Origin of the sequence: Mycobacterium saskatchewanense (assembly GCF_010729105.1) — a bacterium.
Taxonomy (GTDB): domain Bacteria; phylum Actinomycetota; class Actinomycetes; order Mycobacteriales; family Mycobacteriaceae; genus Mycobacterium; species Mycobacterium saskatchewanense.
Genome location: NZ_AP022573.1, coordinates 4110967 through 4133677, shown reverse-complemented (window position 1 = coordinate 4133677; position 22711 = coordinate 4110967). Strand labels below are relative to the sequence as shown.

General features: G+C 71.3%; 24 protein-coding genes. 9 read left to right on the top strand and 15 right to left on the bottom strand.

Translation table 11 applies throughout. The features are described 5' to 3' along the window. Positions 1-16: 16 nt before the first annotated feature. Positions 17-685 carry a GAP family protein gene (locus tag G6N56_RS19445; protein WP_163645145.1) on the bottom strand — a complete coding sequence of 223 codons (669 nt, stop codon included), beginning with the start codon at positions 683-685 and terminating at the stop codon, positions 17-19. A 25-nt stretch (positions 686-710) separates the two neighbouring features. Further along, the gene (locus tag G6N56_RS19440) at positions 711-1016 is read right to left on the bottom strand and encodes a hypothetical protein (RefSeq protein ID WP_085256137.1); all 306 of its coding nucleotides are present in this window, start codon (positions 1014-1016) and stop codon (positions 711-713) included. A gap of 35 nt (positions 1017-1051) precedes the next feature. Here G6N56_RS19440 and G6N56_RS19435 point away from each other — a divergent pair, with 35 nt between their 5' ends. After that, entirely contained in the window at positions 1052-2572 is a 1521-nt protein-coding gene (locus G6N56_RS19435) for a glycosyltransferase family 39 protein (RefSeq protein ID WP_232069097.1), read from the top strand. 3 nt (positions 2573-2575) lie between these two features. On the opposite strand, the gene G6N56_RS19430 is transcribed toward G6N56_RS19435, so the two are convergent. After that, positions 2576-3412 carry a glycoside hydrolase family 16 protein gene (locus tag G6N56_RS19430; RefSeq protein ID WP_085256138.1) on the bottom strand — a complete coding sequence of 279 codons (837 nt, stop codon included), beginning with the start codon at positions 3410-3412 and terminating at the stop codon, positions 2576-2578. A 240-nt stretch (positions 3413-3652) separates the two neighbouring features. Between G6N56_RS19430 and G6N56_RS19425 the strand changes: the two genes are divergently transcribed. After that, entirely contained in the window at positions 3653-4249 is a 597-nt protein-coding gene (locus tag G6N56_RS19425) for a hypothetical protein (RefSeq protein WP_085256139.1), read from the top strand. Positions 4250-4363: 114 nt separating this feature from the next. Here G6N56_RS19425 and G6N56_RS19420 read toward each other — a convergent pair whose 3' ends face one another. Beyond that, positions 4364-5389, bottom strand: coding sequence for an NADP-dependent oxidoreductase (locus G6N56_RS19420; protein WP_180150367.1), 1026 nt, complete (start codon positions 5387-5389; stop codon positions 4364-4366). 81 nt (positions 5390-5470) lie between these two features. Between G6N56_RS19420 and G6N56_RS19415 the strand changes: the two genes are divergently transcribed. Next, the gene (locus G6N56_RS19415) at positions 5471-6067 is read left to right on the top strand and encodes a DUF3060 domain-containing protein (protein ID WP_085256141.1); all 597 of its coding nucleotides are present in this window, start codon (positions 5471-5473) and stop codon (positions 6065-6067) included. Here the strand turns inward: G6N56_RS19415 and G6N56_RS19410 are convergent, their stop codons facing one another. From G6N56_RS19410 to G6N56_RS19395, 4 genes are all read right to left on the bottom strand, one after another. Then, positions 6068-6469 carry an Rv0313 family protein gene (locus G6N56_RS19410; protein WP_085256142.1) on the bottom strand — a complete coding sequence of 134 codons (402 nt, stop codon included), beginning with the start codon at positions 6467-6469 and terminating at the stop codon, positions 6068-6070. A 65-nt stretch (positions 6470-6534) separates the two neighbouring features. After that, complete coding sequence (locus tag G6N56_RS19405) at positions 6535-7878, bottom strand: DUF7159 family protein (protein WP_163645144.1); 1344 nt, start codon at positions 7876-7878, stop codon at positions 6535-6537. A 92-nt stretch (positions 7879-7970) separates the two neighbouring features. Next, positions 7971-9881 (bottom strand): Hsp70 family protein, encoded by a 1911-nt coding sequence (locus tag G6N56_RS19400; protein ID WP_163645143.1) that lies wholly within the window; start codon positions 9879-9881, stop codon positions 7971-7973. Positions 9882-10046: 165 nt separating this feature from the next. Then, positions 10047-11273 (bottom strand): hypothetical protein, encoded by a 1227-nt coding sequence (locus G6N56_RS19395; RefSeq protein WP_085254606.1) that lies wholly within the window; start codon positions 11271-11273, stop codon positions 10047-10049. A 38-nt stretch (positions 11274-11311) separates the two neighbouring features. Here G6N56_RS19395 and G6N56_RS19390 point away from each other — a divergent pair, with 38 nt between their 5' ends. Continuing rightward, positions 11312-11947, top strand: a complete 636-nt coding sequence (locus G6N56_RS19390; RefSeq protein WP_085254607.1) for a TetR/AcrR family transcriptional regulator — start codon at positions 11312-11314, stop codon at positions 11945-11947. 4 nt (positions 11948-11951) lie between these two features. Beyond that, complete coding sequence (locus G6N56_RS19385) at positions 11952-12434, top strand: nuclear transport factor 2 family protein (protein WP_408632633.1); 483 nt, start codon at positions 11952-11954, stop codon at positions 12432-12434. A gap of 11 nt (positions 12435-12445) precedes the next feature. Here the strand turns inward: G6N56_RS19385 and G6N56_RS19380 are convergent, their stop codons facing one another. Then, positions 12446-13102, bottom strand: a complete 657-nt coding sequence (locus G6N56_RS19380; RefSeq protein WP_085254609.1) for a L,D-transpeptidase family protein — start codon at positions 13100-13102, stop codon at positions 12446-12448. Positions 13103-13128: 26 nt separating this feature from the next. Further along, complete coding sequence (locus tag G6N56_RS19375) at positions 13129-13794, bottom strand: phosphatase PAP2 family protein (RefSeq protein ID WP_085254610.1); 666 nt, start codon at positions 13792-13794, stop codon at positions 13129-13131. 58 nt (positions 13795-13852) lie between these two features. Between G6N56_RS19375 and G6N56_RS19370 the strand changes: the two genes are divergently transcribed. Next, the gene (locus G6N56_RS19370) at positions 13853-14335 is read left to right on the top strand and encodes a hypothetical protein (protein ID WP_085254611.1); all 483 of its coding nucleotides are present in this window, start codon (positions 13853-13855) and stop codon (positions 14333-14335) included. On the opposite strand, the gene G6N56_RS19365 is transcribed toward G6N56_RS19370, so the two are convergent. Then, positions 14319-14603 (bottom strand): hypothetical protein, encoded by a 285-nt coding sequence (locus G6N56_RS19365; protein WP_085254612.1) that lies wholly within the window; start codon positions 14601-14603, stop codon positions 14319-14321. The genes G6N56_RS19370 and G6N56_RS19365 overlap by 17 nt on opposite strands. Positions 14604-14670: 67 nt before the next feature. Here G6N56_RS19365 and bluB point away from each other — a divergent pair, with 67 nt between their 5' ends. Next, a complete protein-coding gene (gene bluB, locus G6N56_RS19360) occupies positions 14671-15318 on the top strand; it encodes a 5,6-dimethylbenzimidazole synthase (protein ID WP_085254613.1) in 648 nt (215 codons plus the stop codon). Between the two features lie 14 nt (positions 15319-15332). Beyond that, complete coding sequence (locus tag G6N56_RS19355) at positions 15333-16718, top strand: sulfatase family protein (protein WP_232069363.1); 1386 nt, start codon at positions 15333-15335, stop codon at positions 16716-16718. Between the two features lie 13 nt (positions 16719-16731). Here G6N56_RS19355 and G6N56_RS19350 read toward each other — a convergent pair whose 3' ends face one another. Further along, complete coding sequence (locus tag G6N56_RS19350) at positions 16732-17517, bottom strand: trans-aconitate 2-methyltransferase (protein WP_085254615.1); 786 nt, start codon at positions 17515-17517, stop codon at positions 16732-16734. Positions 17518-17653: 136 nt separating this feature from the next. Between G6N56_RS19350 and G6N56_RS19345 the strand changes: the two genes are divergently transcribed. Continuing rightward, entirely contained in the window at positions 17654-18862 is a 1209-nt protein-coding gene (locus G6N56_RS19345) for an alpha/beta hydrolase family protein (RefSeq protein WP_085254680.1), read from the top strand. Here the strand turns inward: G6N56_RS19345 and eccE are convergent. Genes eccE through eccD form a run of 3 tightly spaced genes read right to left on the bottom strand, consistent with a single transcriptional unit; the run spans position 18859 to position 22642 of the window. After that, complete coding sequence (gene eccE, locus G6N56_RS19340; RefSeq protein WP_085254616.1) at positions 18859-19839, bottom strand: type VII secretion protein EccE; 981 nt, start codon at positions 19837-19839, stop codon at positions 18859-18861. The genes G6N56_RS19345 and eccE overlap by 4 nt on opposite strands. Then, a complete protein-coding gene (mycP, locus tag G6N56_RS19335; RefSeq protein ID WP_085254617.1) occupies positions 19836-21236 on the bottom strand; it encodes a type VII secretion-associated serine protease mycosin in 1401 nt (466 codons plus the stop codon). The genes eccE and mycP overlap by 4 nt, the downstream gene beginning before the upstream one ends. Then, positions 21233-22642, bottom strand: a complete 1410-nt coding sequence (gene eccD, locus G6N56_RS19330) for a type VII secretion integral membrane protein EccD (protein ID WP_142280495.1) — start codon at positions 22640-22642, stop codon at positions 21233-21235. Before eccD ends, mycP begins: the two co-directional genes overlap by 4 nt. Positions 22643-22711: the final 69 nt, after the last annotated feature.

Here is a 22711-nt window from a genome sequence, read left to right as displayed (position 1 = left end):
ACGCGACCGGCGGCTTTTACAGCGCGTGAATTCCGTTGTAAAGCACCATCAGTCCGATCAGCACCAGGACGACCGCGAGCAGCGCGGCGTGGTTCTGCTCCATCCAGACCTTGAGCCGTTCCAGCGCGTCGTCGAGGCGGTCACCGGCGCCGACGTAGCCGAGGATGGGGATGGCGACGCTGGACGCGGCCGCCGCGACGAAGAACGCCCCGGCCGGCCAGATGCCGGCGCCGAGCCGGTCGGTCCCCAGGGCCAACCCGGCGACCGCGCAGATGATCAGCACCTCCGGCCGCACCACCGCCAGCACCGCCCCGGTGACGCCCGCGCGCAGCGGGGTCAGCCTCGAGAACGACCGCATCCAGCCGGGGGCGCTCCCCTCTCGATGCCGCGTCAGCCAACGGTAGATGCCGAACAGGATCAGCGCCGACCCGAAGGCCACCCGCACCCACGACGCCCACGTGGGCGGCGACTTGTGCAGCCCACCCAGCAGGTCGGAGGCGGCGACGAACAGTGCGGTCAGCGCGGCCAAGCTCACCACCCACCCGCCGAGGAACGCCAGGCCGGTCGGGCGCGGCCGGGGCGCGTGCAGGACCAGCACCGCCGGGATGACCGTGATCGGCGAGAGCGCGATCACCAGCGCCAGCGCAAAGAGCCGGACCAGCAGCGCTCCCCAACTTGTCTCCACGGGCAGGAATCATCGCATCCACCGGCTAACTTTTGCGGCGCAACGTCCAGGCCGGCACCCAGTGCGTCACGCTCCTGCGCTTCGCGCCGTAGTCGATCGGGTAGGTGACCAGCCCCCACCAGTCGCCCTGCTCGCAGATCCCCCAGCAGCTCAGCCGCCCCTCGACCACCTTGTGCAGCTGCATCCCGTTGGGCTGATACCGGCCCGAGCGGTGCGGCTCGCGCGGGAACAGCACGGTCAGGTCGACCAGGACCGCGACCGGCGGGCGCACCACCCGAAACGGGCTGCGGACAGGCTGCCCGTTGTATCCGATCGACGCGAGGTCGCCCATCGGTCGATCATACGTTCGAATGGCAGCATAGCGGTGTGCTTCGCGGCGGCCTGCGGACAGTGCCGAAGGGGGCGCTGGACCCGCTGATCGTCGCGGTGGTGGCCGCCGCGGTGAGCCTGGCCGGCGCCGGCCGCCCGTCCTTCTGGTACGACGAGGCCGCGACGATTTCGGCCTCCTACAGCCGCTCGCCCGGCCAGCTGTGGCACATGCTCGGCAACGTCGACGCCGTGCACGGCCTGTACTACCTCCTCATGCACGGCTGGTTCCGGGTCTTTCCCCCCACCGAATTCTGGTCCCGCGCGCCCAGCGGCCTGGCCGTCGGGATCGCGGCGGCCGGCGTCGTGGTGCTCGCCCGGCAGCTCTCGACGCGCACCGTCGCGCTGGCGTCCGGGGCCTTCTGCGCGATCCTGCCGCGCAGCACCTGGGCGGGCATCGAGGCCCGGCCGTACGCGCTGTCGATGGCGGCCGCCGTCTGGCTGACTGTGCTGCTCGTGGCCGCCGCCCGCCGGCCGACCGGGTGGGCCTGGCTGGCGTACGGGGTCGCCGCGGCCGCGTCGGTCCTGCTCGACGCGTACCTGGTGCTGATGTTGGCGGCGCACGCGGTGTTCCTCTGCACCCACTGCCGCACCCGAACCACCTTGGTGCGCTTCGTCATTGCCTCGGCGGTGGCGGTGTGCGCGCTGACGCCGTTCCTGGCCGCCGTCGCCGGGCAGGCGCATCAGATCAAGTGGGTGCCGCCGATCGGCCGCCGCACGCTCGAAGACGTGGCGGTCCAGCAGTATTTCGAGCGGAGCCCGTGGTTCGCCGTGCTGTCGGCGTTGCTGATCGCCGCGGCCGCCGTCGGGTGGCTCAGGGCATCCGGGCCCACCCGGGGAGATCGGCAGCTGCTGACGATCGCTGTCGCGTGGCTGGCCATACCGACGGCGCTGATTGTGTTGTGGTCGGGGCTTTTTCACCCCATCTACACGCCGCGCTACCTGTCCTTCACCGCGCCGGCGATGGCCCTGATCCTCGGCGTCTGCGCCGCCGCGGCGGCGGCCCGCCCGTGGGTGACCGCCGCGCTCGTCGGCCTCTTCGCCGTCGCGGCGGTCCCGAATTATGTTCTGGCGCAACGCAATCAATACGCGAAATACGGGATGGACTACAGCCAGGTGGCCGATCTCATCGACGCGCAGGCCGCGCCCGGTGACTGCCTACTGGTGAACGACACGGTGACGTTCATGCCGGCCCCGATGCGCCCGCTCCTGGCCGCCCGGCCGGACGCCTACCGAAAACTCGTCGACCTGACCCTGTGGCAGCGCGCCACCGACCGCAACGACGTCTTCGACACCAACCTCATCCCCGAGGTCGTCGCGCAGCCGTTGAGCCACTGCCGGGTGGTGTGGATCATCACCCAGGCCGACCCGTCGCTGCCCGCGCACGAACAGGGCCCGGCGCTGCCACCCGGCCCGGTCTACGGCCCGACCCCCGCCTTCGCCGTCCCGCACGACCTCGGCTTCCGCCTGGTCGAGCGCTGGCAGTACAACCTGGTCCAGGTGCTCAGGGCGGTGCGGTGACGCCTACCAGATGCGCAGGTAGTCGATGAGCATCGAGGACGGGAAGACGCCCTGGGCGGGGTCGCCCGCGCCGACGCCACCGACCGCCAGGGTGAACATCGGGGTCATCCAGTAGCCGGGGTTGTTGAACGGCCACCGCAGGTCGGTCGGGTTGCCGTGGACCGGGATGGGCTTGTTCGGCACGCTGAAGTACGGCTTGGCACCGTCGACGTAGTCCCGCCAGAACTGGAACCCGTCCTCGCCCCAATGCATGCGCCAGGTGTGCCAGTTGCCGTCCACCATGCCGGGGATGGACTTGCCTTCCCAGGTCTTGCCGTTGGACGCCGCGTGCACCGTGGTGCCCGGCGCCCACTGGCCGTTGCCGTACCACTCGAAGATGTCGACCTCGCCGTCGGGCAGCGGGTCCTCGTTGACACCCCAGAACGAGGGCCACAGGCCGGGGAACAGGCAGTCCAGCTTGATCCGCGCTTCCCAGGTCTGGTTGATCATGCTGCGGAAGTTTCCGCGCAGCTTGCCGCTGTAGTAGGTGTTGCTCAGCAGGTCATGCGTGGCACACAGGACGAGGTTCGAGTGCCCGTCCTGGAACACGTTCTGGCGGTCGTCCCGGTAGATGCCTTCGACCGGCGGGAACACGTCATCCTGCCAAGTCTGGATCGTCCACTTGCCCGGGTCGGGAGGCGAACCCGCCGGGCCGTCGAACTCGTCGGCGAAGATGTAGGGCCCGCCCGTCGCGGACGGTGGCGCCTCGGGCGCCGACGGGGCGGCCCACGCCCCCGGCATCCGCATCGCGGCTCCCAGCATGCCGACCCCCGTCATCAACAACATGCTGCGACGATCCATTCGCTACCACCAATCCGTTAACCGGGCCGCATACACCCGGCGCGCTCTCCCCGTAGGCCACTTTCGCAAACGGTGTTATGAAATCATGCGCCGGGGTGCGCCGCATCCCGCGGCATGCCACGCCATGCGGCGGTGAACCAGATCCCGGCGTCTCACCGGACTCTCCAGCTTCGGGCGCTTCCGTTCCGCCGGTGGTATCAAGGAAGTTGATACTCCGGTGCGAAGACGAAAGGAATTGAGATGTCTGGTGGATTTTTCGGCGGTTTCGGCGGCCCCAGTTTCGGGGGCCCCGGCTTCGGGGGCCCGGGCTTCGGCGGCGACTGGGGCGGGTCCGGTTGGGGTCACGGGCCCGGCGGCCCGGGCGGCCCCGGCAAGCACGGCCGGCCGGATCTGCGGCGGGCGGCGTTCGTGACCGCCGCGCTGCTGCTCGACGGCCCGGCCGACGCGGCTCAGATCGTGCAGCGGGTGTCCGACGCGACCGACGGCGCGTTCACCCCGCCGCAGGATCTCGCGGAGCTTGCCATCGGCGTGCTCGCGGGCCGGGGCGCGGTCAGCGTCGACGACGGCGTGGCGACGCTCACCGAACTCGGCCGCAACCTGCTGGCCTGGCGGGGCGTCAGCAGCGAGACCGCGCACGCCTTCCTGGGCCGCGCGGCGAAGTTCGGCGACGCGTTCAAGATCCGCCGGGAGCTCTTCGAACTCGCCGGGCTGGCCCGCACCATCACCTGGACCGGCACCGACGAGCAGAAGCAGCAGCTCGCCGGGACTCGGGCCACGGTGCTGGAAGCCCTGACCGACGCGAAGAAGGCGCTGCACCGCGCGCTCGGCGAGGGCTGACTAACCCTTCCCGCCGAGAGCGCCGCGAGGGTCGTGGTTTGCCGGCGAATCGCGACCACCGCGGCAATCTCGGCGCCAGGCGAGGCGCCGAAGGCGCCAAAAGCGCCAAGCGCTTTAGCCCGACGCGGGTTCGCTCAGCCGGACCAGCATCTTGCCGATGTTGGCCCCGGCGAAGAGGCCGTTGAGGGCATCCACGCACGACTCGATGCCCTCGAACACCGTCTCGCGATGCCTGATCCGGCCCTCCTGCTCCCACCCGCGCAGCGCGGCGAACGCCTCGTCGAAGCGGCCCCAGTCGTCGAGGGCGTTGAAGCCCTGCATGAGGGCGGTCTTGGACAGCAGGTTGACGTAATTCTCGGGGCCGGGGTGCTCTCCGCTCAGGTAGCTGGAGATCACGCCGCAGAGCACCACCCGGGCCTTGGTGGCCAGGCGGCCGAGCACGGCATTGAGGATCGGGCCGCCGACGTTGTCGAAGTAGACGTTGACCCGGCGCGGGCAGTGCTCCCTGAGGGCGGCGGTCAGGTCGTCGTTCTTGTAGTCGATGCACGCGTCGAACCCGAAGTCCCCGACGACCGCGCGGCACTTCTCCGGGCCGCCCGCGATGCCCACCACCCGGGCGCCCGCGATCTTGGCGATCTGACCCGCCACCGATCCGGTGGCGCCGGCGGCGGCCGAGACCACGACCGTCTCGCCCGGCTGGGGCCGCCCGATGTCCATCATCCCGATGTAGGCGGTCGCCCCGGTCGGGCCGTACACGGACATCACTGCCCGCTGGTCGACCTTGGCCTTGCCCCGGATGGGCGTGCTGAAGACGTCGTCGCGGACCAGCACGTACTCCTGGAAGCCGGTGAGGGTGGTGATGACGTCGCCGACCCCGAAGGCCGGGCAGCGAGACGCGACCACCTCGCCGATCCCGGCCGCACGGATGACCTCGCCCAGCTGCACCGGCGGCAGGTAGCCCTGCTGATCGTTCAGCCAGGTCCGGACCGCGGCGTCCAGGCCCACGTAGGTGGTGCGGACCAGCGCCTCACCCTCGGCCGGCTCGGGCGCGGGCCCGGTGACCAGCTCCGTGTCACCGGGTTGGACCAGCCCGGTGGGCCGGCGGCGCAGCACGATCTGGCGGTTCGGCAAGGCGGCCACGATGCGTAAAACTACCGAAAGGGCCGGCAAATCCCCGGCAAATCTCGCTGAAAACGCCCAGCGGAATGGCATATTCGGTCCATGGGCCGCGAGGAAGACCCCGAGGACCGGATTCGGGAACTCGAGCGGCCGCTGGCCGACACGGCCCGGGCCTCCGAACTGGGCGCGACCGTGCCCGCGGCGCAGCCTTATCCGCAGGGCCCACCGCCTGCCCCGTGGACCTACGGCGGTCCGCCGCCGCGGCGCTCGGGCAACCGCATGTGGTGGATCCTCGGCACCCTCATCGTCGTCGGCGCGCTGGCTCTGGCCGGCGGCATTGCCGCCTTCGCCGCCCGCCAGTTCTCCGGTGTCCGGTCGATCATCGAGTCCCCGCCGACCAGCCGCCCGTCCAGCACCTCACCGGCGCCACCGCCGGGCGGCAGGGTCAGCGTCTCGGGCGTGAACGAGAACCGGACGCTCGCCTGCAAGGACAACGTCGTGAGCGTCAGCGGGGTGTCCAACACGGTGGTCATCACCGGTCACTGCGCGAGCATCAGCGTCTCCGGCTTGCGGAACGCGATCACCGTGGACTCCGTCGACGCGGTCGAGGCCTCCGGCTTCAACAACAGTGTCACTTACCACTCGGGGACGCCGAGGATCAGCAAGTCCGGCGACTCGAACGAGGTGCAGCAGGGCTAGTTACGGCGACTGCTCGGACGGCTCATCCGAGTCGTCGTCGAGGACGCTGACCGCGATCCCGTACGGCAGAAAACGCACCTTGCGCCTCGGGTCGACGTTGTTCTTGTTCGCCCGCAGCGCGTCCAGCTCGGTCGCGTAGACCTGCTCGACGCGCGCGCCCCCGTCGGCGTCCACCGTGTAGATCGCCCACACGCCGTCGCCGGCCTCGCCGGCGGTCTCCGGCGCCGGACGCGGCCGCCGCCGCGACACGTCCTCGAAGATCGACGACCAACCCGCCCCGGCGCCGGAGGCGCCGACGAACTTGCCGATCCGGTCGAAGACGTCGCGCAGCCCCTCGCTGCCCTCCCTGATCACTCGATCGAATTCGTCGGGATCGAATCCGAACGGACCGTATTCGCCCACGCGACCTCCTAGCGTTTGCCCTTGAGGCCCAGTGTGCGCGCACTTCGGGCCGTTCGCCACGAGTTCTAGGGAGCCGGCGGCGGGGGCGGGGGCGGCGCCGGCGGGGTGATCGGGATCGGCACCGTGACGAACGGGAAGTGCAGGTACATGGTCAGCGGCGGCTGCGCCGGCGGCACGGGTTCCGCCGTCGGGGGCGCGGGCACCGCGGCCGGCGGCGGAGGGGGAGGCGCGGCCTGCTGCACCGGGGTGGGGACGTACTCGGGCGCGCGCCGGGGCGGCGCGCGATGGACCGGGGCCGCGGGAGCCGGCGCCGGTCGCTCCGCCGGCGGTGCGGTTGCCTGCGCGGTGGGCGGGGCCGGGGGCGGCGGGCTCGGGGCGGGCGGCTGCGCCTGCGGCGGCGGGGCCGGGGCTTGCGCCGGCGGCTGGGGGGTGGCGACGCCGACGCGGGGGTTGGGCTGCACCGCGGACGTGGGCCGATCGGACGCCAGCGACACCACCAGCACCCCGGCGACGACGGCGGAGAGCGCCGCCAGCGCGCCACCGGCCAGCACGAACGGGCTGCGCCGGCGCCCGGCCGCGTCGTCGTCCTCGACGGCGCTGTAGGCCAGCGCGGACGGCTCGGCGTTGCCGGAGAAGTCGAGATAGGCCGGCGTCAGCGCGCGGGGATTCACCTCGCCGGTGCCCGGATCCAGCGCGTATGCCATCGCGGCCGTGGTCGACGAGAACAGCGGCGCGTTCGCCGACGCCAGGGCCGCCCCGCGGGCCAGCGCCATCTCGGGTTCCTCGGGGGCGGTCACGTCGAGGGAGGTCGCCGCCTCGAGCGCCGGCTTGAGGGGGACGATGTCGGTCCCACAGCCGACGAGGAACACGCCGTCGGCCCGTGACCCGGGCGCGTCCAGTGCAGCGACCATCGCCGCCAGTTCGGCCGAGACGGCGCACTGGCCGGCCGCAGCCAACTGGTGGCGGTGCAGGTCGACGATCGACCCGTCGGCCACCTCGACGACGGCCAACGTCGCGTTCCCGGGTTCGACGAACAACATCGCGATGTGCCCGTAGCCGAGTGCCTGACCCACCGTCTGCGCCAGCGCGGCGGCCGCCAGCAGCGGGGAGACCAGCATCACGGTGCCGACGTCGTGGGCGGCGACGGCGTCGCGCAGCGCGCCGACCACGGCCGGATCGGTCCACGTCACCCCGGTCGAGACGAGTTGATAACCACTCTCCCCCGCTCCCTCGCGGGTGCCGCCGATGGCGGCAATCACCTGATCGACCGCGTTAGAGGTCGCCGAGTCGCCGGCCGCGTACACCTCGAACTCGTCCTGTTCGACGGTGACGCCGTCGGCGTCCTGGCCCTCGATGACCACTAGGCGGACGTTGGTGGGGGCGACCGACGCCCCCAGCACGATGTCCACTTGACGCCTCCAAGGTCCTGGGAAGCCCTACCCATCAGGGCTAATAACCAGTCAGGACCCCGCCCAAACTGGGGCAGGAGGCGCGTGTGGGATCAGTAACCGGGACCCAGGAACGGGTTCTGCGGGTACCCCCCGCCGGGATACTGGCCGGGGTATTGGTTGGCCGGGTACTGGGGCGCCGCGGGAGCGGCGGGGGCCTGGCTCGCCGGCACCGGGACCGGTATCGGGACCGGCAACAGCGGGACGTGGATCCACTGCGTCGTCATCGGCACCGTCGTCGTCGTGGTGGTCGGCGGGGGCGGCGGCGTCGTGGTGGTGGTCGTGGTCGGTGGCGGCGGCGGCGTCGTCGTCACGACCGTCGTCGTGGGCGGCGCCGGATGCCGGGTGGTGACGACCGGCGGCCGCGTCGTCGTCACGATCACCGGCGCGGGCGGCGGCGAGGGCGGCGGGGGCGGCGCGGCGCTGGGGACCGGCGCGGGGCTGGGGACCGGCGCGGGGCTGGGCGGCGGCGGCACGGGCGTCGGGGGCGGGGGCATGGGGCTCGGCATCAGGGAGGTGACCGGCGGCGCGGGCACCGGCACGACGGTGGGTGCGGGCGGGACCTGGTGGTTCTCGATGCCCGACAGCGTGTAGGCCACGCCCCCGATCGACGTCATGGCGACCACGGCGCACATGCCGATAACGAGCTGCGACAGCCGTAGTCGCCGCCATGGGCGCTGTTTGGGCGGCTCCATCACATTCAGCCGCATGGACCAGCCGGCCGGACCGTCCTCGTCGAAGACCTCGGGCGTGTAGCGCACCCGCAGGTCGGCGCCGAATTCCGTTTGCGACCAAGCTAATTCGCGATCAGTCAAGGCCTCGTCGTCGATCACCAGCACGTCACCGGCTCCCAGGTCGACGACGTCGCCGGCGGCGGCCGCCGTCGAGAGCAGGCCGATGGACGTGCGCGTCCGCATGTCCAGCTGTTCGCCGCGGGAGGCCAGCAGCAGGGCACCGAGCGCGGCGGCGTGGGCGGGACGGGACGGTGTCACCACCGGCCTGCGGCCGTGTACCGAAAGTCGTTCGGTGATAAGGGGGATGCTGGCGCCACCGCCCACGGTGACCACGGCGGACAAATCGGTCCAGCTCTTGCGGTGCCGGACCAACATCTCGTCGAACGCATAGATGAAGCCGGTCAGCCGGTCCTGGATCAGGTCGCCCAGCTCGTCGCGCGTCACTCGCATGCTGCAATTGCGCCCGCCGAGCTCCGCGGCCAATTCGACCGCCGTTTCGGTGGACAACCGCTCCTTGGCCGCGCGGCACTGCTCACGGAGCATGCCGAGTTGGCCGACCCCGGCGGTGCTGGCGGGGTCGATCTTGCTGCCGGGCCCCAGTTCCTCGAAGACCCGGAGCAGCAGCGCCTGGTCGATCTCGTCGCCGGAGAAGGCGGCGTACCGCATGGTCGGCGTGACCAGCTCGTAGTCGCCGGCCAGGTTCACCAGGGTGGCGGACGTCCCTGTGCCGCCGAAGTCGAGCAGGCCGACGACTCCGGTTGCGGCAAGGCACAAGTCCGTGTTGGCGCCGGTCAGGGCCGCGATCGCGTCGGACACCAGCCGGGGTGCCATGCCGCTGCGCACGAAGCCCACGTGGGTCCGCAATCCGTTGCGCAGGGCCTGCACCGTGCCGGGTTTCCAGTAGGCGGGAACGGCGATGGATATCTCGGCGGACGCGGCGTCCGCGCCGACCGCCGAGACCATCCCGTCCAGGGCCTCCACCGCCAGGAGGTCCGGGTCGTGGGCGGACCCGTCGGCCGACACCAGCGCCACGGCATCGCCGATGCGCTCGACAAAGCCGCTCATCAGCATGCCCGGCTCGGTCATGTCCGAATTCTCGGACGGTAGACCGACTTTCGGCGCGCAGTGCGGATACAGCGTCAGCACGGCTCGCCGGCTTACCGGTGAACTTCCGTTACGCGCAGCGACCAGGTTCGTGGTCCCGATCGACAACCCCAGTGGGTCGTACATAGAGCGAAAACCTTCGTCTATAGAGGTCGGTAGCCAGCGTCAACCATAACGGCGGACACGCCGAAAGCCGATGGCTTGCAATGCCATTGGTATTCGGTCGATGCGGTTGCGTCACCGAAGCGGTACCGGAAACCCCTTGACAAACGGCGTTTCGCCGGCGATAGGTCAGACCGGCGTCAGCGGCAGCGAACGCCTCGGCTGGAACTCGAACGTCGATCCGCCGCTCACTTTGGCCACCGATACCTCTGGTAGTTCGGTTGCCGGGGCATCGGTGCGCACGAGTTCGGCGGCCCACTCGAAGGGCGTTCCGCTAACCCGAAACTCGGCGTGCGGGTCGACGGCGGTGGCGATCGCCTGCAGCGGCTGGACGGAATCGGTTGAGCACAGCGTGATCCACGCCCCGTCGTCGTGCGCGGGCGACCGGTGCACCGCGAGCCGGTGGCCATCGATCTCCGCGACGAGGTAGCCCGCGGGGTTGATCAGCGGGTGCAGTTCGAGCACCCGCATGATCCCGTCGAACCCGCCCGGCAGGGACAGCGCGCGATGGAGGCGTTCGGCGGCCAGCCCGGCCAGGCCGATCAGGCCGCGGGTGCACACGTCAGTCGCCTGCGCCTCGTCGCGGGCCCGTTCCCGCACCGCGATCGCGAACGACAGGTACAGCAGGTGCATCTGCAGGCACACCTCGTCGGCGATGCGGACCAGCGCCGAGTGCGAGAAGGCGGTGAAGTCGAGATCCGACAGCAGCGGCCCCGAGTAGTCCGCCAGGCCCTCCTCGGACGGATCGATGGGGTCGAGTTCCCATGTTGCGGCACGAGTTTGGCCGACGATGTCCAGCGCCGGGATGCTTTGCGCCTCCGGATGGGACTCGTCGATGATCACCGTCCAGGCGCAGTGCGGATGCCGGTCCGACGGCTGGCGGGGGGGCCGGTGGATGGGCCGGACCTGCGCGCGCGCGTTCGTCGCCACCGCGGTGGCGTCGAAGGTCGGGTCCTCGATCGTGTGGCACATGCCGTAGACGTACTTCTCGCCCATCGGCTCCACGTCGAGCAGCGCGCCGCAGTGGTCGAGGTGAAACTCGCCGCGCCAGCGATCGTGCACGGTGTAGCGGAAATCCATGAACTGCGGCGGGGCGCCGATGTCGAGCTGCAGCCCCTTGAAGATGGTCGGCACGTCGTCGCCCTCGTAGCGCAACGCCCGCTGCATCCGCCGGGTGTAGATGGGGCTGGCGCCGGCCCACTCCTCGATGGCGATCTGCACCATCTCCTCGCGGCCGAACGCGTTGATGCACCACGCCATGCCGGAGCGGTCGATCATCTGCCCGATCAGCAGCAGCTCGGGGACCAGGACGGCGAGCTCGGCGCGGGATAACCGCGCGTACCGGGATGGGCTCACCGCCCAAAAATAGAGCTGACTATGTTATAAAGTCAACAATGTCGATCGTCGCGGGTCAGCAGCCCGTACGTCCCACCCGGCGCACCAGCGCGCCGCGCAAGCGCGGCGACGAAACCCGGGCCCGGATCATCGACGAGACGGTCCGCTGCATCATGGACGAGGGCTTCGCCGCCGCCACCGCCAAGCACGTGGCCGAGCGCGCCGGCGTGACGTGGGGGGTCATCCAGTATCACTTCGGCGATCGCAACGGCCTGCTGCTGGCCGTCGTCGACGACGGGGTGGCCCGGCTGGTGGACAGCCTGTCGTCGGCCGACGTGAGCGGCCTTCCCCTGCGCGAGCGCATCGAGGTGGTCGTCGACACCGCGTGGGACTGCTATAGCAGCCCCACGTCGATGGCGGCCTTCGAGATCCTGCGGGCAACGCGCGGCGGGCCCGGGGAGGCGTCGCGCCGTCACCTGCTCGAGATGAATGCCGCGGTCACCAGGCTCGGGCGCCTGATCACCGAGGACCCCGCGAATGACGGTGTCGCCGAGGTCATCTGGGCCGCACTGCGGGGCGTGGTGCTGGCGCAGATGATCGTCGGCGCCCCGATCGACTGGCAGCGGGAGCGGCGGGCGCTGATCGAGATGGCGACCCACTATCTGCACCGCGACCAGCGCGGTGTGCTGCAATGACGGGATGAGCCCGCACGACTCCCCCTCCGTGGTGGCCGACATCGAAGCCATCAAGCAACTCAAGTATCGCTATCTGCGCGCGCTGGACACCAAGCGCTGGGACGACTTCGCCGACACGCTGGCCGATGACGTCGTCGGCGACTACGGGTCCTCCCTCGGCGAGGAGCTGCATTTCACCAACCGCGTCGACCTGGTGAATTTCATGCGCAAATCCCTTGGGCCGGCGGTTATTACCGAGCACCGGGTGACCCACCCGGAGATCACGGTCACCGGTGACGAGGCGTCGGGAACCTGGTACCTGCAGGACCGGGTGATCGTCGCCGACTTCAATTTCATGCTGATCGGCGCCGCGTTCTACCGCGACTCCTACCGGCGCACCGGCGACGGCTGGCGCATCAGCGCCACCGGCTATGACCGCACCTACGAGGCGACGATGTCGTTGGCCGGCCTCGATTTCAAGCTGAAGCCGGGCAAGGCCCTGGACTGACGGCCCCGTCGCTACTTGGTGATGGCGATGACCGCACCGGGCTGCAGCCACTTCATGATCGACACGAGCTGCGCGTCGTCGACCGCGACGCATCCTTCGGTGGGCTGACCGTCGGTGGTGTGGAAGAAGAACGCCGAGCCGCCGCCCGGCGTCTTGTTCTTGTTGACGCCCATCACGACCGCGTGCTTGTACTGCGGGATCTGCAGGTTCTCGCTCGCGGCGGTGCTGAACGGGCACTGCGCCTTCTGACACACCTGCATGCTGTTGAACGTGGGGCTGTGGTCGTCCCCGCTCCACCAGTGGTTGGGTCCCACCTGCGTATAGGGCAGCGCCGTACCGGGGTTCGGCGCGGTGCCGAAGGCCGAGTCCAGCGTGTAGACGCCCATCGGCGTGGCCGGCACCCCGCTGCGCGCCTGCGGCGCCATGCCCGCCGAGCCGACGTGCGTGGGGACACCCGTCCTGAGCGCCTGCCAACCGGCGGCGCTGCGCTGATAGATGTCCATCTTCGCGTTCGAGCCGCCGGTGCTGACGACCGAGACGACCTGCGTGGCATTGCCGACGGCGTTCGCGAACCACGGCGCGCCGGCGGCGCCACTGAGCGGGGCCAGCACGAGCGACGCGCACACCAGGCACGCGGCGACCCACAGGGAAGCGAGCGGTCGGCGCATGCATCCCATCGTCGGACTGGCGCCGCCTAAGGGTCAAGTAAAGCTTTAGCTTCGATCGGGTCTCCGCGCCGTGACCAAGACGGCCGAAACACCAACAGGCACAACAAAAAATACAGGCAACCGAGGGACCAGCCGGCGAGCACGTCCGAGGGATGGTGCACGTTCAGCGCGACCCTGGCCACCCCGACCGCCAGCACGCACACCCCGGCCGCGGCGGCCAGCACCCGGCCCGCCGTCCGGCTCAGCATCGGCAGCAGGAAGGCCAGGATCGCCAGCAAGCCGGCGGTCGCCTCGAGCGCATGCCCCGACGGAAACGACGTGGAGGACGCGGCCACCAGCATCGTCGGCGGCCGCGTCCGGTTTGCCAGCCCCTTGGCCGCCGACGTCACCAGCCCGCTCAGCGGCCCGCAGGCCAACAGCACCAGCGCCGCGCGCACGTTCCTCCCCAGTACGGCGGCGATCGCCGCGGCCATGCCCAGCAGCCGCAGCGGGACGGGCCCCAGCGCGAAGGACACCGTGTCCCAGAAGTCCACCCACAGCGGGTGCTTGACCCCGACCGCGTGGGCGGAGTTCAGCAGCCACCAATCGACGCGGTGCAGCCAGGCCCACTGCCGGGAGTAGGCCACCCACATGAGCGCGTAGACCGCGACCGCGGCGGCGGCAAGGATCAGGGCACTCCGCGCGCGGGTCATCCCCCACCGATACCAGCACCGTAGCCGCGCCCACGCCGCGGGCCGTCATACTGGCCTCATGGCGGTCTTCGTCCGCAGGTTGTTCGGTATCGGCAAGCTGCCCCCCGATCTGCATGCCCAGGTGGAAGCGGAAGGGCTGATCTACCTCGCCGACTACGTCGCCGTCACCCGGCGATTCGGCGGGGTGATCCCCGGCGTGCGGCTCCCGCACAGCGTCGCCAGCTACACGGGTTCGCTGGTGTTCACCTCCGAACGGGTGCTGGCCACGCTGTCCATGCTGCCCAAGCTGGCGGGCCCGACGGTCGACGCGCGCTGGGACGCGCCGCAGACCGGGGCGGCGAAGGTGGAGATTTCCTCGACCGGATTGCAGGTCGACGTCGACGTCGCCCGGGTGGATGCGAACTTCAGCGGCGAGCTGTCGCTGCACTACAAGACGGCCATCCCGGCCGAGGTGCTCGACCGCCTACCGCGCCGTTCGCTGGCATTCGACATGCCGCCGGAATACGTCTTCCGCGCGGTCGGCGTCACCTATAGCCCGTGAGCGTGATCCGCGGCCACGGCGGCTGCCGCAGCAGCGCCAGGGTGCCGATCACCGCGGCCAGCAGGCCGGTGGTCACCCCGATCAGCGCTATCCGGTTCTGGTCGACGGCGGGCACCCAGGACGCCTCGCCCGCCCGGATGACGAACACTCCGCGCGGTCTGGCGACGGGAATGACGGTGGTGCCGTCGGGGGTCTGGTACGGCTCGCTATAGATGCGCCCGTCGGCGCCGTTCGTCGTCGGCTGGTCGAGGATGTCGGAAAGCTTCACGGGGCCACTTCCTTCCTGCGGGTCTGGCAGACGATTCACGCTAGCGCCGATTTCCTACGATGACCGGGTGACCGCGTTCAGCCCGCAAGACCGACGGGCCGTCTACCGGGCGATCTCCGAGCGGCGCGACATGCGCCGGTTCTCGCCGGACGGCACCGTGGCCGACGACGTGCTGGCGCGCCTGCTGCAGGCCGCGCACGCAGCGCCCAGCGTGGGCCTCATGCAGCCGTGGCGGTTCATCCGGATCACCGACCCGCCGCTGCGGCGGCGCATCCACGCCCTCGTCGACGAGGAGCGTCCGCTCACCGCCGCGGCGCTGGGCGCACGCGGCGACGAGTTCCTCGCGCTCAAGGTCGAGGGCATCCTCGAGTGCGCCGAGCTGTTGGTGGTGGCCTTGCGCGACAAGCGCGACCGGCACGTGTTCGGCCGGCGCACGCTGCCGCAGATGGATTTGGCGTCGGTGTCCTGCGCGATCCAGAACATGTGGCTGGCGGCCCGATCCGAGGGCCTCGGCATGGGCTGGGTCTCGCTGTTCGACCCGCAGCGGCTGGCGGCCCTGCTGGCGATGCCCCCCGGCGCCGAACCCGTGGCGATCCTGTGCCTGGGACCGGTGCCCGAGTTTCCCGACCGGCCGGCGCTCGAGCTCGACGGCTGGACCGTCGCGCGCCCGCTCTCGGAATTCGTCTGCGAGAACCGCTGGGTTCAGGGTAGGTAATGGGTGTGACGGCATTGGCGGCGGACAAGGCGGACAAGGCGGACGACCGGAAAGACAACGTGCTGATCGTGCACTGGCACGACGTCGGCCGATACCTGGGCGCCTACGGCCACCCCGACGTGTCCAGCCCGCACCTGGACCGGCTCGCCGCCGAGGGCGTCCTGTTCACCCGGGCGCACGCCACCGCGCCGCTGTGTTCGCCGTCGCGCGGTTCGCTGTTCACCGGTCGCTACCCGCAAACCAACGGGCTCCTGGGCCTGGCCCATCACGGCTGGGAATACCGCAGCGGCGTGCGCACGCTGCCCCAGATCCTGTCCGAATCCGGCTGGTATGCCGCGCTTTTCGGCATGCAACACGAGACGTCGTACCCGAAGCGGTTGGGGTTCGACGAGTTCGACGTCTCGAATTCCTACTGCGACTACGTGGTGGACAAGGCCGCCGACTGGCTCAGGGATAGCTCGGAAAACCTTGCGGGACAGCCCTTCCTACTCACGGCCGGGTTCTTCGAGACGCACCGGCCCTACCCGCGGGACCGTTACGAGCCCGCCGAGAGCGCCGGCGTCGAACTGCCCGACTACCTGCCCGACACGCCCGAGGTCCGCGACGACGTCGCCGACTTCTACGGCGCGATCGCCGCGGCCGACGCCGCCACCGGCCGGCTGCTGGACGCGCTGGCCGCGACGGGGCTGGACGAGGGCACCTGGGTGGTGTTCTTCACCGACCACGGCCCCGCGTTCCCCCGCGCGAAATCCACGCTCTACGAAGCGGGAACGGGGATCGGGATGATCATCCGCCCGCCCACGCGCCGGCGCGTCGCCCCCCGGGTGTACGACGAGCTGTTCAGCGGTGTCGACCTGGTGCCGACGCTGCTCGACCTGCTGGGCGTGCGGGTGCCGCCCGACGTCGACGGGGTGTCCCACGCCCGGGCGCTGTGGGCGCCGCAGCCGACGCCGATCAGGGACCACGTGTACGCCGGCAAGACGTATCACGACTCCTACGACCCCATCCGCGCGATCCGCACCAAGGACTACAGCTACATCGAGAACTACGCCCGACGACCGCTGCTCGACCTACCGCTGGACATCGAGGAGAGCCCGTCGGGCATGGCGGTCGCACCGTTCATCGGCGATCCGCGGCCGGACCGCGAACTCTACGACCTGCGCGCCGACCCGACCGAGACCACCAACCTGCTGGCCGACGGCGACTCGGACGCGGACGCGATCGCCGCCGATCTCGCTGTGCGCCTGCACGAGTGGCGCCAGCGAACCGGCGACGTCATTCCGTCGGAGTTCGCCGGAACGCGCATCGCGGTGCGCTATACCGAGACGTATCTGCAGATCCATCGCGCCGCGCCGAGCGCGCGGTCGGCGATCGCCGTCGAGCGCGGCATCGAAGAGTGACCCGCGGACCCGGTCAGCCGGCCGGGCGGCCCGACCCACCGGCCACCGCGACGAGGAACACCCGCCGGAACGGGAAGATCGTCGTGCCGTCGCCGCGCGCCGGGTAGGCGTCGTCCAGCAGCGGGATGAGCTCCTGGCGGAACTGCTCCCAACCCTCGTCGCTGAGCCGGTCGCGCACCGGGACAAGTGCCGTCCCGGTGATCCAGTCGAGCACCGGGTGCTCGCCGGTCAGCTGATGCAGGTAGGTGGTCTCCCACACGTCGACCTTGCATCCCGCGTCCAGCAGCAGGTTCGCGTAGTACGTCGGCGGCTGCACCACCGCCCCGACCCGAAAAGGAATGTCGCGCAACAACTTCGCGTACGGTTCCCGGCGCGCCAACGCCCGCACCGCGGCGTACGAGGGCGATTCGAAGTTGCCCGGCATCTGCACCCCGATCCACGATCCGGGCGCCAGTTCGCCGGCCCAGCGGACCAGCAGGTCGGAATGCTCGGGCACCCAGTGCAGCGCCGCGTTGCTGACGACCACGTCGGTGTCGGGCTTGGGCCGCCAGTCCCGCACATCGGCATTGACGGCGTGGATGCCGCGCTCCTTGGCGGCCGCGACCATCTCCGGCGAGCTGTCTATCGCCTCGATCACCGCGTCGGGCCAGCGGCGGGCCAGGTATTTCGTCAGGTGACCGGGCCCGCAGCCGAGGTCGACGACCCGGCGCGCCCGGTCGGCGCCCACCCGCGACAGCAGGTCGTAGAAGGGGCGCCCGCGATGGTCCGCAAAGGCCAGGTAGACGTCGGGATCCCACATGTCGGTCCTCCTGAAAACGCCGTGGCTGGTTCCGGCCGCTCGACAATCCGTATTACCGCACGCCCTCCCCGGCCCCTCTGACCGGGTGCCCGAATACCGGGTTGCCAAGCCGGCAAAGCCGATAGCATCGGCGTTCGTGGCGCACGACACCGATCCGGCCGGTCCGCCCACCGGAGTTCCGGACGTTCCGGATGCCTTCGAGGGCAAGGACGTGCCCGCCGGCGCCGAGGGTTTGCCGCCGCTGTCGGCGCTGTCGCGGCGTCAGCGCGCGGTGGTCGAGACGTCCGCTGTGGGCGATCTGGCGCTGCGCACGGGAGTGGCGTCGGTGATCGCCGCGACGGTGGCGCCGGTGCTGCTCGCGACAAACCTGCGCCGGCCCAGCGGAACGGAACGCAGGAACCTCAGCTTCTACGCGGAGCTGGGCGCCGAACGGGACCCGGCCAAGTCGTTTCCGGCGCCCACCGAAACCCCCCGGGTCTCGTCCCGCCGGGCCGGCCGGCGGGCCGAGTCGCTCGCGCGCGGCACCGTCGAGGACATCTGGTTTCCGAGCAGCTTCACCGCCGTCAACCCCGCGATGCGCGCCCGCTGGAGCGCGCTGCGGCGCAACAACGTCGTACACGCGCAGCACTGGCGCCACGGCGACGGGCCTCGGCCCACGCTGTGCGTGATCCACGGCTTCATGGGGTCGTCGTATCTGGCCAACGGGAAGTTCTTCACCCTGCCCTGGTATTACCGGTCCGGTTACGACGTGTTGATGTACACCTTGCCGTTCCACGGGGAGCGGGCCGAGAAGTTCTCGCCGTTCAGCGGTTTCGGCTACTTCGCCGACGGGCCCAGCGGGTTCGCGGAGGCGATGGCTCAGGCCGTGCACGACTTCCGCTCGATCCTTGACTATCTGCGCCACACCGGCGTCGACCGCATCGCGCTCACCGGAATTTCCCTGGGCGGTTACACCGCGGCCCTGGTGGCCTCGGTCGACGACCGGCTCGAGGCCGTCATCCCGAACTGCCCCGTCGTCACGCCGGCCACCATGTTCGAGGACTGGTTCCCGGCCAACCAGCTCGTCCGGTTGGGGCTGCGCCTGTCCAAGATCAGCAGCGACCAGCTACGGGCCGGGATGGCCTATCACGGTCCGCTGAACTACCGGCCGCTGGTGGGCCGGGACCGGCGCATGATCATCACCGGCCTCGCCGATCGGATGGCGCCGTCCAACCAGGCCGCCGCGCTCTGGGAACACTGGGATCACTGTGCGCTGCACTGGTTTCCGGGCAGCCACGTGATGCACGTGAGCCAGCTCGACTACCTGCGCCGGATGACGTCCTTCCTGCGGACGGTCATGTTCTAGACGGTCGCGCGATGCGCCCCGGCCGCAGGGGTGGGCCACCGCAGCAGCGCCAGCAGGTCGACGGGCGCCTCGGTGTGGCCTTCGAGCCGCGCGGTGGACAGCAGATCCAGCGCGGCCAGCGCCGGCCGCTGATCGCCGCTCTGCGGGATCAGCCCGGCCACCGGCGCAGCGCCCGCAGGGGGCGTCTCGGTGAGGAACGCGCAGGCGGCCGCGACGGTCGGGCGGGCCGGCTCACCGGCGATCTCGAGCGCCGTGCAGCTCTCGCGAGCAGGGTGGGTGCGGATAGCGTCGAGGGTCCCGGGCAACGCTTCGTCGACCCGGACGCGGTACGCCGCAATGTAATCCGAAGCGCCGCGCTGCACCCCGCGCCACGTCTCGCGAGCGCTGGGCGACAGCAGCCGGGGGACGTCGTCGGGCCCGACCGTGGCGGCTTCCCAGCCGATCTCGCGCAAGTGGTCGGCCAGCCGGCGCGCGGCCACCTGGGCGGTCTCATGCAGGGGAATCCGCGGCGAACGCGCCCGCAGCGCGGCCAGGTTGTCGACGGCCGAGAGCGTGAGCGCGATCCAGGTCTCGCGCCGCGCGGGCTCGGAAGCGTTGTCGCGGCTGGTGATCCGAATCTTGTCGGCGCGGACGCCGTAGCGGTCCAGGTAGCCGGCGAGCAGCGGCAGCGGCAGCACGTCGGCGTCGTCGCCCGGCGCGCCGACCCGCAGCAGCACCGTTGCCTTGGTGGCGGCACCGGAGTCGGCCACGAATCGGGACCTGCGCCTCGCGATCGCCAGGCGGCGCCCCAGGATCGTGGTGAAGTGCATCCCCCGCCACCACCCGAACAGCGCGACGACGACCGCGACGGCTATGCCGAGCACCCACTGCTCGCGGGCGGTTCGCCAGGGGTACGCCATCACCGCGGGCACCACGGCGAGCAGCGCCAGTGCGACCCGGCCGCTGCCGACCGGCGGTATCGAGCGAAGCACGCTCATGAGGTGGTCTCCTTTCGTCGCCGCGCGGCCGCGATCGCGGCCCAGGCCCCGAACGCCGCCACGACCGCCGCGAGCGCGGCGGTCCCGGCGAACGCGACGGTGCGCGGCGTGGTGTCCTTGGGCGTCGGCGCGGCAGGGACCGCGACCGGCTTGCCCGGGGGGGCGTCGGGACGATTCCCGGCGGGCAGTTGCCAGGTCAGGGCCGCCACCGAGTCGACGCTGCCGGCGCCGACGACGTTCGAGGGGGCGCGGGCGCCGCCACGCGCCGTCGCGGTGAGGCGGTGCACCACCTGCGCGGCGGTCAGCTCGGGATACTTGGCGCGCACCAGGGCGGCGACACCCGACACGTAACCGGCCGCGTAGCTCGTGCCGTTCAGGGCGACCATCTGCTGGTGGTCGCCCGGCAGGCCGTTGGCGAGGCCGCCGCCGTCGCCGTTACTCACCGACACGATGTTCTCGCCCGGCGCCGCGATGCCCACCCACGGCCCGGCCATGGTGAACTTCGACGGCTGCCCCTCGGGTGTCAGCGACGCCGCCGACAGCACATAGGGCTGCCACCACGACGGCGTGGAGATCGACGTGACTCCGGCCCAGTTGCGCGGGTCGTTCGGGCGGCCGAGGTCGGTCAGCGGGTTGGAGTCGCACGACGTTCCGCCGGCGGTGGTCCCGGTGGATCCGCTGTTGCCGGCGGCGGCCACGATCACCGCGTCGCGGTCGGCGGCCGCATACCGGACGGCCGCGCCCAGCGCCGCCTGATCGACGGTCCGGTCGGCGGGCAGACAGGTGATGGCCGAGATGTTGATCACCCGGGCGCCGAGGTCGGCGGCGTGCACGATCGCGCGGGCCAGCGTCGCCACGTCCAGGGCGGCGCGGGCGAGTTGGGGGTCCCCGCCGGCGGGCGTGCGCGGCGAGAAGGCGGCGGACGTCGCCCTGATCGACAGCAGCCGCGCCGCGGGAGCGACACCGGAGAACCCGTCCTCGCCGGGTTGGCCGCCGATGATCCCGGCGACCAGAGTGCCGTGCCCGTCGCAGTCGGTGAGGCCGTCGGTGGTCTCGACGAAGTCACCGCCGGGGTCGACGTTGGGCAGGCGCGGTCCGGGCCGCACCCCGGTGTCGATCACCGCCACGAGTTGCCCTTCGCCGCGCGAGAACTGCCACGCCTCGGGAAGATCGAGCGCCGCCTGGGCGGGCGTGACCACGTTGGGATCGCTGCCGGGAATGACGCCCGAGGTGCTGCACGGGCCGCGCTGTTCCATCGGCTGTCCGGGCCCGGGCGCGCCGCTGGGCGGTGGCACCCCGGGATCGACCGTCGGCGGGCTCACCGCCGCCGCCGGCGGGCAGGCCCACACCGCAACGACCAACGTCGCTGCGGTGCAAGCCAATCCGGCACGAATCATCGATTCAGCACCCAGCCGAAGAGCCCGACGAGGTACGCCAGCACGGGAATCAGGGACGCGTCGAGACCGGCGGCGACGAAGCCGACCAGCCGGCGCACCGGCAGGGAGTAGCTGTCCGGCTCGGCGATGCGCGGGTTCAGCGCCACCACAACCCACACGGCGGCCAGGGCGACGACCACCAGGACGACACCGAGGGCGGCGCCGTACCGGCCGGTCGCGGCGTAGACCACCAGCAGGACCCCGGCGACCAGGTACGGCTGGGCGAGCAGCCAGGCCTTGCACGTGGCCGAGTCCCACACCCGGGCCCGCAGGACGGACGCGGCGGCGGTCGCCGCGACCACGTACCAGCCGGCACCGTTCAGGGCCTCGGGGCGCAGTGCGATCGCCACCGATCCCAGGACGCTGAGCAGCACCGCGGCGGCGATGAAGCCGCTCTGGTGGGCGTCACTGATCCGGACCCGGCGCGGCAGGTCCTCGAGCACCCGCAGCGACGGCGCCGACGGCGTCGGGTCCCCGGGCGCCGGGATGACCGGCAGGGGGAAGCGGGCCGCCAGCGCCGACAGCTGGGCCGCCTCGACGGTGAGCAGGAGCGCCGCCACGATCAAGCCGGCGCCGATCGCGACAAGCGTCGGCCGCCAGAGTGTTTCGGCCGCGGCCGCCAGCACCACCGCGGTTCCCACCACCGCGGTGGTGGTGAACACGCCGACGAACCGCTCGCGCTCCGCGCCGGGAATCATCAGGACGATCAGCGACCACGCGGTGACGCCGGCCGCGCCGAGCATCAGCTGCGCCGGGCCGAAACGTCCGGGCACCGCCAGCGCCAGGGCCGCACCGACGGGTGCGAGCGCCGCGATCGACAGCGCCAGCCCGACGCGCGGCGAGCGGGCGGCACCCAGCAGGCCCGCCAGCGCCGCCAGCACCGCGACCGCGCCGACCGCGATGAGGCCGGCCGCCGCCCCGGTGGCGACGCGGTAGGCCGCCCCCAGGCCGGTCGCGGCGAGCGTGGCCGCGACCGCCGCGGCGAGGGCGAAGCGCTGGATATGCGTTGCGTCCCAGGGCTTCAGGCGCGAGGTGGAAAAGATCATCGCGGCGTCGGCGATGTCCTCGACGATGCCCGGGGCCGCCGGCCCGGGGGGCACCGGCTGCAGGGCCAACAGGTCACCGTCCACCACCCCGACCGTGTCGAGGCTGGCGTCGAGGCTGAACGGCGCCCCGCCGATCGGCGCCAGGCTCAGTTGCGACGTCGCGCCGATCTCGCCGAGGGTGTCGCGCGAATCGCCGTTCGACGCCGCCGGAATCGCCAAACGCCGCACGGCGGGCAGGATTTCGCGCAGCGGCAATTCGGCCGGCAAAGCCACCTCGGTCAGCCTGCTCTCCGCGAGGATGGCCACGCGGACGATCGGCATGACGGTGCCGGACGTCACCGGACCCTCGTCGGGTGCTGGGGCCGTTGCTGGGACATCGTGCTCTCTTTC